Here is a 7,852-nt window from a genome sequence, read left to right on the forward strand (position 1 = left end):
CTGTGCCGCGCGTGCCATCGCTGGTGGATCAAGATCACAGGGCACCTTATGTTTCATGGGCCCACCCGAGGTCGGGCCGCGCGCCTTCGCGCCTTTGCGCAACCTTTGGCCGATGGGCAGCCGCCGAAACGGCCACCCTTTGCCCAAACGCACCGGCGATTTCCGCTTATATTCCTTCTGATGCAGCACCTGCCAAAGTCTCTCCACCCAAACAGGAGGACTTGAAATGGCTGACTACGACTTCTCAAAGCCGGCACCGGACCGGTCCCATCGCATCCCGCTGGACAGCGGATCAGGCGCGGGGGGGCTTGGGTTTATCCTTGCCGGTGCCGCCATCATACTGGTCGTGCTTTACGCGGTCTTTGGCGGCGCGGCGGTGCCTGTCGACCAGACGCCAGCGGACATCGCGCCTGCGGCCCAGACCGCCCCTGCAGCGCCTGTCGCGCCGGGCGAATAACCCCGCCGACCATTCACGGACCAGGCGCGGCGGGCAGGGCGAAACCCTTGCCCCCGCGCGCACAGGTTTCGCCTGTGCGGCATCCCGCAGCGGACGAAAATCCCCCCCGAGGTCAAGGAACTTTCCGCCCCGTCGGTGCGTTACCGGATTGAGATTAATATCCAGTCTGAACGGAGTGCCGACATGGCCGATCCACACACAACCGACCGCGTTGCAGAACGCAACACCACAACGACCACGACCACCACAGGTGGGGGCGGAGGCGCCATGGGGTTCATCCTTGGCATCATCGTCGTGGTTGTCGCCATCATGGCCTATGTCATGTTTGCCGGTGACGGCAGCACGGGCGGCGGTGCCGATGACGTCAACATCACCATCGAAGGCGCAGGCGACGCTGTCGAAGGGGCCGCTGATGCGGTCGAAGGTGCAGCGGAGGGTGCGGCTGACGCAGCCGACGGCGACGCGTCCAACTAACATCACGACATCATCTGATGTTGCACGGCTTACGGCTGGTGTCCTTCGGGATGCCGGCCGTTTTGCGTTTCAGATATCCACCAGACTTGATCACAAAAGGACGGGCACGCCATGCTGACCCTGAATTGCCCCTATTGCGGCGTTGACGCGGAAGAGACCGAATTGTCGCCGGGCGGCGAGGCGCATTTGAAACGCTTCGGCCCGGGATCGTCCGAGGAGGCGTTCGAGGGCTATTTGTTTGTGCGCGAAAACCCCAAGGGGGTGCATTTTGAGCGCTGGCGGCACGCCTATGGCTGCGGCAAGTGGTTTCACGCAGCGCGTTGCACCATGACGTTGGAGGTGTTCGGGACCTATCCCGCGCAGACGTTCGAGCCACCCAAGGACATCAAGGACAAGATCACCGCCAAACGCCCCGGTTGGGCGTGGCGAGACTTCGGGGGGGACGGGGCATGAGCACACGTCTGGCGCAGCAGGGGCGGTTGATTGACCGCGACCGGCAGGTGGAATTCACGTTCAACGGGCAGCGGATGAAGGCGTTTGAGGGCGACACACTCGCCTCGGCGCTGTTGGCCAATGACCAGATGCTGGTGGGGCGGTCGTTCAAATACCACCGGCCCCGTGGCATTGTGGCAAGTGGCGCGGAGGAGCCCAACGGGCTGGTCAATCTTGGGTCGGGCGGGCGGTTTGAACCCAACCAGCGGGTCACCACGCAAGAGGTGTTCGAGGGGCTGGAGGCCACGTCGCAGAACCATTGGCCGTCGCTGGAGTTTGACGTGGGGGCTGTGAATGCCAAGCTGTCGAAATTCATGCCTGCAGGTTTCTATTACAAGATGTTCATTCATCCACGGCCTTTGTGGAAACATGTGTACGAGCCGTTTATCCGCAAGGCTGCGGGGCTGGGCAAAGCCCCCAAGGACCGCGATGCGGATGTTTATGAACACATCTATCACCACTGCGATGTCATGGTCGTGGGCGGTGGCATTGCGGGGCTGACGGCGGCCCTTGCGGCGGGCCGTGCGGGTGCGCGTGTGCTGCTGGTGGAACAGACCGCCCATTGGGGTGGTCGCGCGCCGGTAGACGGGGCGCAGATTGACGGGATGGATGCGGAGGCTTGGGTGAAGGACGCCCTGCAAGCGCTTGATAAGATGTCCAATGTCGTGACTTTGGCGCGCTGTATGGGGGCGGGTGTTTATGACCACGGTTATGTGCTGGCTTATGAACGGCTGACCGATCATCGGGCCGACAAATCCGGGCCTCGGCACCGGTTGTGGCGGGTGCGCGCGGGCCAGATTGTGACCGCGACGGGGGCGATTGAACGGCCCCTGTCCTTTGCGGGCAATGATGTGCCGGGTGTCATGCTGGCCTCTGCCGTGCGCGATTATGTGGTGAATTACGGCACATCTGTGGGCGACCGCACGGTGGTCGTGACCAACAACGATGACGCCTACCGCACGGCGATTGCGTTGAAACAGGCCGGGTTGGATGTGCCTGCGGTCATTGATGCGCGTGCGGGCGCTGGCCCCTTGGCGCGGGAGGCCGAGGCGCTGGGGATCAAGGTGATGTTCGGCAAGGCCATAGCGTCGGTCAAAGGCGGAAAGCGCGTCACAGGCGTTGGCATTTGTGCGCAGGCCGGTGAGGGTGCGGAGCTTGACGAGATCGCCTGCGATGCTGTTGCCATGTCGGGCGGCTGGTCGCCCGTGGTGCACCTGTGGTCCCACTGCGGGGGCAAGTTGGTCTGGGACGCGGAGCAGAGCCATTTCCGCCCCGATCCTGATCGTCCGCCCTTGGGCGCGGACGGCGCGGGATTTGTGGTGACGGCGGGGGCCGCTTCGGGCGGTTTGTCCACCGCCGCTTGTCTGTCCGACGCCCATGCAGCAGGGGCGGCGGCGGCCAAGGCCGCGGGGGTGTTCAACAGCCCCGGCAAGGCGCCCAAAGGGGACGCGCCGGAGGAGGCCCCGATGGAGGCCGTGTGGATGATGCCGCAGGGTGCGTCCTATAAGTTGCGGTCGAAAATGTGGCTCGATTATCAAAACGACGTCAAGGTGAGCGACGTGCAGCTGGCCGCCCAAGAGGGCTATGAAAGTGTCGAGCACACGAAACGCTATACCACGTTGGGGATGGCGACCGATCAGGGCAAATTGAGCAACATCAACGGCTTGGCCGTTCTGTCGGACGCGTTGGGCCAGCCTATTCCCGCGACCGGCACCACGACGTTCCGTCCGCCCTATACGCCGATTTCACTGGGGTCCATCGGGGGCGAGGCCAGCCGCGAGTTGTTCCAGCCGTTGCGCAAGACACCGATCCACGCATGGTCCGATGCCAATGGTGCGGAGTGGGAACCGGTGGGTCAATGGCGCCGCGTCTATGCCTACCAACGCGGCGGCGAAAGCGTCGAGGACGCTGTGAACCGTGAGGTGAAGAACACGCGAGAGGCCCTTGGGCTGCTGGATGCGTCGACCCTTGGGAAATTGATCGTGAAGGGGCCTGATGCGGGTCGGTTCCTCGATATGATGTACACCAATATGATGTCCAATCTGGCCGTGGGGAAATGCCGCTACGGGTTGATGTGCAATGAACAGGGGTTCTTGATGGATGACGGGGTTGTGGCCCGCATTGATGAGGACACGTGGCTGTGCCACACGACCACCGGCGGGGCCGACCATATCCATGGCCACATGGAGGAATGGTTGCAGACGGAATGGTGGGACTGGAAGGTCTATGTGGCCAATGTCACCGAACAATACGCGCAGGTGGCTGTGGTTGGGCCGAACGCGCGGAAGGTTCTGGAAAAGCTTGGCGGGATGGATGTGTCGAAAGATGCGCTGCCGTTCATGCAGTGGAAAGACGGTGAGATTGGCGGGTTTGCCTGTCGCGCTTACCGCATCTCGTTCTCGGGCGAATTGTCTTACGAGATTGCCGTGAAAGCCTCCGAAGGGGCGGCCTTCTGGGAGGCTTTGATGGAGGCGGGTGCCGAGTTTGGCGTCATGCCCTACGGGACCGAGGCGCTGCACGTGCTGCGCGCCGAAAAGGGGTTCATCATGATCGGGGATGAGACCGACGGCACCGTGATCCCGCAGGATCTGGGGCTGAACTGGGCGCTGTCCAAAAAGAAGGACGATTATCTGGGCAAGCGCGGTCAGGAACGGTCGGCCATGGCGGACCCGGATCGGTGGAAACTGGTGGGTCTGGAAAGCGTTGACGGGTCGGTCATCCCTGACGGGGCCTATGCCGTGGCGGAAGGTGAGAACGCCAACGGCCAGCGCAACACGCAAGGGCGCATCACATCGACCTATTATTCCGCCAATCTGGGGCGCGGGATTGCCATGGGGCTGGTCAAGGACGGGCCGGACCGCATGGGGGAGGTGATTGAATTTCCGAAGACTGACGGCACGGTCGTCCATGCCAAGATCGTCAGCCCGGTGTTTTATGATCCCGAAGGGAGCAAGCAGAATGTCTGATTTGGCAACCATCACCCGCGCCGATGCACGGGGCATGATCACATTGCGCGGCGATTTGGCCTCTGCTGCGATGAAAAAGGCGGTGAAGGCTGCCACGGGGCAGGCGGTGCCGAAACCGGGCAAGATTGCGGGGGACGGCGCGCGGGGCGTGCTGTGGATGTCACCGGATGAGCTGTTGGTGATGGTGCCCTACGCGGACGTGGCACAGACGCTTGCCGCTATGGATAAGACGTTGACGGGGCAGCATTATCTGGCCGCAGACGTGTCTGATGCGCGGGCGGTGTTCACTGTTGCCGGTGATCATGCGCGTGAGGTTCTCGCGCGGTTGTGTCCTGTTGATCTGCATGCAGACAGTTTTGCCATTGGCGACGCGCGCCGCACGCGGTTTGCGCAGGTGGCGGCGGCGTTCTGGGCCCATGAGGCGGGGTTCGATGTGGTGTGTTTCCGCTCCGTCGGGGATTATATGGACGGGTTGTTGCGCAATGCGGCCAAAGCCAGCCCCACGGGCGCGTTCGGGTGACGGCGATCTTGGGCGATGACGGCGCAGCCCGAACCTGATAGGGCTGGGGCAGAGTTACAGGACAGGCCGCACCACATGCGCATCACATCCATCACGCCGATGAAAAACGAAGCGCCGTTTCTGCTGGAATGGGTCGCCTATCACCGCATGATCGGTGTGAACGACATGCTGGTGTTTTCCAACGATTGCACCGACGGCACGAACCTGATGCTGGAACGGCTGGATGAAATGGGCGTGCTGCGGCACTACCCAAACCCGTCCATGTATCTGGACCGCGACAAGCACCATTTGCAGGTGATCAAATACATCAACACCTCCGAACGGCTGCCGCGTTCTGACTGGGTGGTGAGCTTTGATGTGGACGAATTCATTTGCGTGAACACCGGCAAGGGCCATCTGGAGGACCTGTTCAACGCCGTGCCTGACGCCAATATGGTGGTGATGAACCAGCATAATTTCGGCTGTTCCGGAGTGGTGGGTTTCGAGGACAGGTTGCTGACCGAGCAGTTTCAATATGCGTGGGACAAGGAAAAACCATACCATCCACGGCTCAACCGGCGTGGCACCAAGACATTGACGCACCGCGCGGCTCAGGCGAAGTCGTGGCACAACCATTCGCCGGTGTTTCACGCGGACAAGCTGGACAAGGTGCATTGTGTGAACGGGTCGGGCAAACGTCTGACCGATCAGGATTTCACCAAGGATATCAAAAGCCTGCTTGAGGGCAGTTTCGGGTTCGATCTGGTGCAGTTGAACCATTACGCCCTGCGCGCGGTGGAGACCTATTTGCTGAAGGTGCATCGGGGCAATGCCAACCATGCGGATGCCAAGGACGCGATGGCCTATTGGCGGCGTTACGATCACAACGATCTGCATGACACCAACATTTCACGCATGGTGCCCGACATTGCCACGGCGCGGGATGAATTGTTGAAGGACGCCGAGTTGCGCAGCCTGCACGAGGGGGCTGTGGACGTGGCCCGCCGCCGGATCGCGACCCTGAAAAAGCAGCCCGATATGCAGGATTTGTTGCGGCGGATCGAACGCTACCGCGCGCGCAATCAGGAGGCTGCTTCGGCGTAGATCTGGGCTGCGGGTCGACAGTCGTCCACCCATGCGCCGTCTTCGGCATAGCCGAGCCGGATCAGGTCGTCCCCGAAGGCCGCGTGATATTCGACGGCGATTTCAAGCGGCAGTTTGCGCGTCCATTGGGCGGCTTTGCCGGATTTGACATGACCGGCGACAAGGCCCTTGCGGTCGTCTTTCTGGCCGCCGAACAAGGACTGGTCCCAATAGGATTTGGTCACGCCGTCCACGTCGAAGCCTTCCACATCCAGATGGGTCATCATCTGTCTGAACAGGGCGGTGTCGGTGTCGTTGATCATGTCTTCGTAGCGCAGATCGGCCACATGGGGGTGGCCGTAGGGCCAGCGCAGCATTTCGCGCAAGGTGGCTTTGTGTTTGTGGTGCATTTCAAACCGCATCTGGTCCAGCGGGTTGGTCAGCGCATTGATCTTTTCCTGATAATTCAGCCCGCCCCATTGGTCGCGGGGCCGGGCGAGCCATTTTTCGTTGCCGTGTTTGGCCGTCAGATGGTAACGCGCGCCGGAGATCAGCACGTCACGCGGATCGCGGATCATGTGCACGGCGCGGGTGTCGGGCAAGTCCAGAATGGCCTGCGGGATGTCCGACGACCAGTTGACCACAAGGGCCGGGCCACGGTCGGGCAGGGCGGTCACCGGCGTTTTGCCGTTGACCCGCACCACCGGAATCCCATTGGCGGTGGCGTATTTGTGAAAGGTGCGGCGCAGCCAGACGGTGCCGGTTTTGTGGTGCGTTCCAACGCAAAGAAAACGGGGCCGCGTCATCAGTCGTTAATTTTCTGCATGGATTCAAAGATGCCGGTGTCGATGAACGTGCGAAATTCCGGCACGGTCAGCTGGTAGTCCAGCACGCGGCGCGAACAATCGGCGCAGGCGCGGACGAGGGCCGCAAGATCAGGGTCCTGCAGCCAGTCGTCCATCAGGGCCCGCACGCCATCATTGCGGATGGTGGAATCCTCATGGGTGTTGATGTCGTATTTGTCCCAATACTCCATGTCGATCCGGCCTTTGTTTTTGGAATTGGCCGTGCCGCGCAGACGTTTGAGCAGGAAATCCTCACGCGATTTGATGGCGTAGTGGTTCACTTGTGCGAATTCGTTGGTGACGTTCTCTTTGTTGCCGCGCCAGCCCCGTTTCAGGTATTGATCGCCCATGGGGCGGCCCGCGGCGTTGGTCCAGGTGATCTTGCCCGGTTCCACCTCGGTCTCTTTGCGCCATTTGGGGCGGTGCACGCCGAAAAAGTCGAATTTTGCGGGGCGGAACAGGGTTTTGAAGCCCCAGACGAGGCCGTTCTCAGGCTCTTCAAAGCTGGACCCACGGGTGAAACGGTCTGTCACCAGATCGCCCTTGAACGGGTCATTGGCCATTTTGGACTGGCCCACAGACCCCATCAGTCGCCAGTTGATTGAAATGGCATCGGGGGTGCCGCAGGCGTCGATCAGCGCGTCGATGGACCCGTCGCCCACATGGATGTTGAGGAATTCGTCGGCATCGACAATGAGCACCCAATCCGCCGATTTCACCCATTTCAGTTTGTTGGCACGGCTGTAGGCGGACCGCTGTGGGTCCATGTTCGGGCCTTGCGGATTGTCGTAGTGTTTGACGATCCCCAGCTGGTCCAACCGGTTCAGGATCAGATTGGTGCCGTCGGTGCAATCGTTTGAAAAGATACAGAATTCGTCAATTCCGATCAGACGGTGATAGGCCAGCCATTCCAGCAGGTAGGGGCCTTCGTTTTTCATGGTCGACACAAGGACCTTGCGGCCCGCGTTGGGGGCTTTGGTCATTTTGTGGTCGCTTTCTTGGGGGCCGCTTTGGTGGTTTTGGCCTTGGTGGTTTT

The 7,852-nt window shown here is 61.3% G+C and carries 8 protein-coding genes; 6 read left to right on the forward strand and 2 right to left on the reverse strand.

What is annotated here, in order from left to right; translation table 11 throughout:
- The first annotated feature begins 226 nt into the window (after nucleotides 1-226).
- From QZ653_RS14280 to QZ653_RS14305, 6 genes are all read left to right on the forward strand, one after another.
- On the forward strand, nucleotides 227-457 hold the full coding sequence (locus QZ653_RS14280; protein WP_296421062.1) for a hypothetical protein: 231 nt from the start codon (nucleotides 227-229) through the stop codon (nucleotides 455-457).
- Nucleotides 458-640: 183 nt separating this feature from the next.
- Complete coding sequence (locus QZ653_RS14285) at nucleotides 641-931, forward strand: hypothetical protein (RefSeq protein WP_296421064.1); 291 nt, start codon at nucleotides 641-643, stop codon at nucleotides 929-931.
- A gap of 111 nt (nucleotides 932-1,042) precedes the next feature.
- A complete protein-coding gene (locus QZ653_RS14290) occupies nucleotides 1,043-1,384 on the forward strand; it encodes a sarcosine oxidase subunit delta (protein ID WP_296421067.1) in 342 nt (113 codons plus the stop codon).
- On the forward strand, nucleotides 1,381-4,389 hold the full coding sequence (locus QZ653_RS14295; RefSeq protein ID WP_296421070.1) for a sarcosine oxidase subunit alpha family protein: 3,009 nt from the start codon (nucleotides 1,381-1,383) through the stop codon (nucleotides 4,387-4,389). Before QZ653_RS14290 ends, QZ653_RS14295 begins: the two co-directional genes overlap by 4 nt.
- Complete coding sequence (locus tag QZ653_RS14300; RefSeq protein WP_296421073.1) at nucleotides 4,382-4,909, forward strand: sarcosine oxidase subunit gamma; 528 nt, start codon at nucleotides 4,382-4,384, stop codon at nucleotides 4,907-4,909. Before QZ653_RS14295 ends, QZ653_RS14300 begins: the two co-directional genes overlap by 8 nt.
- A 75-nt stretch (nucleotides 4,910-4,984) precedes the next feature.
- Nucleotides 4,985-5,992 (forward strand): glycosyltransferase family 2 protein, encoded by a 1,008-nt coding sequence (locus tag QZ653_RS14305; protein ID WP_296421074.1) that lies wholly within the window; start codon nucleotides 4,985-4,987, stop codon nucleotides 5,990-5,992.
- Here QZ653_RS14305 and QZ653_RS14310 read toward each other — a convergent pair.
- A complete protein-coding gene (locus QZ653_RS14310; protein ID WP_296421077.1) occupies nucleotides 5,971-6,777 on the reverse strand; it encodes a sulfotransferase domain-containing protein in 807 nt (268 codons plus the stop codon). The genes QZ653_RS14305 and QZ653_RS14310 overlap by 22 nt on opposite strands.
- The coding region (locus tag QZ653_RS14315; protein ID WP_366933103.1) for a glycosyltransferase family 2 protein at nucleotides 6,777-7,852 on the reverse strand (1,076 nt) is incomplete at its 5' end. The genes QZ653_RS14315 and QZ653_RS14310, both read right to left, overlap by 1 nt.

The sequence above is a fragment of the Pseudooctadecabacter sp. genome (genome assembly GCF_020627745.1).
Lineage (GTDB): Bacteria > Pseudomonadota > Alphaproteobacteria > Rhodobacterales > Rhodobacteraceae > Octadecabacter.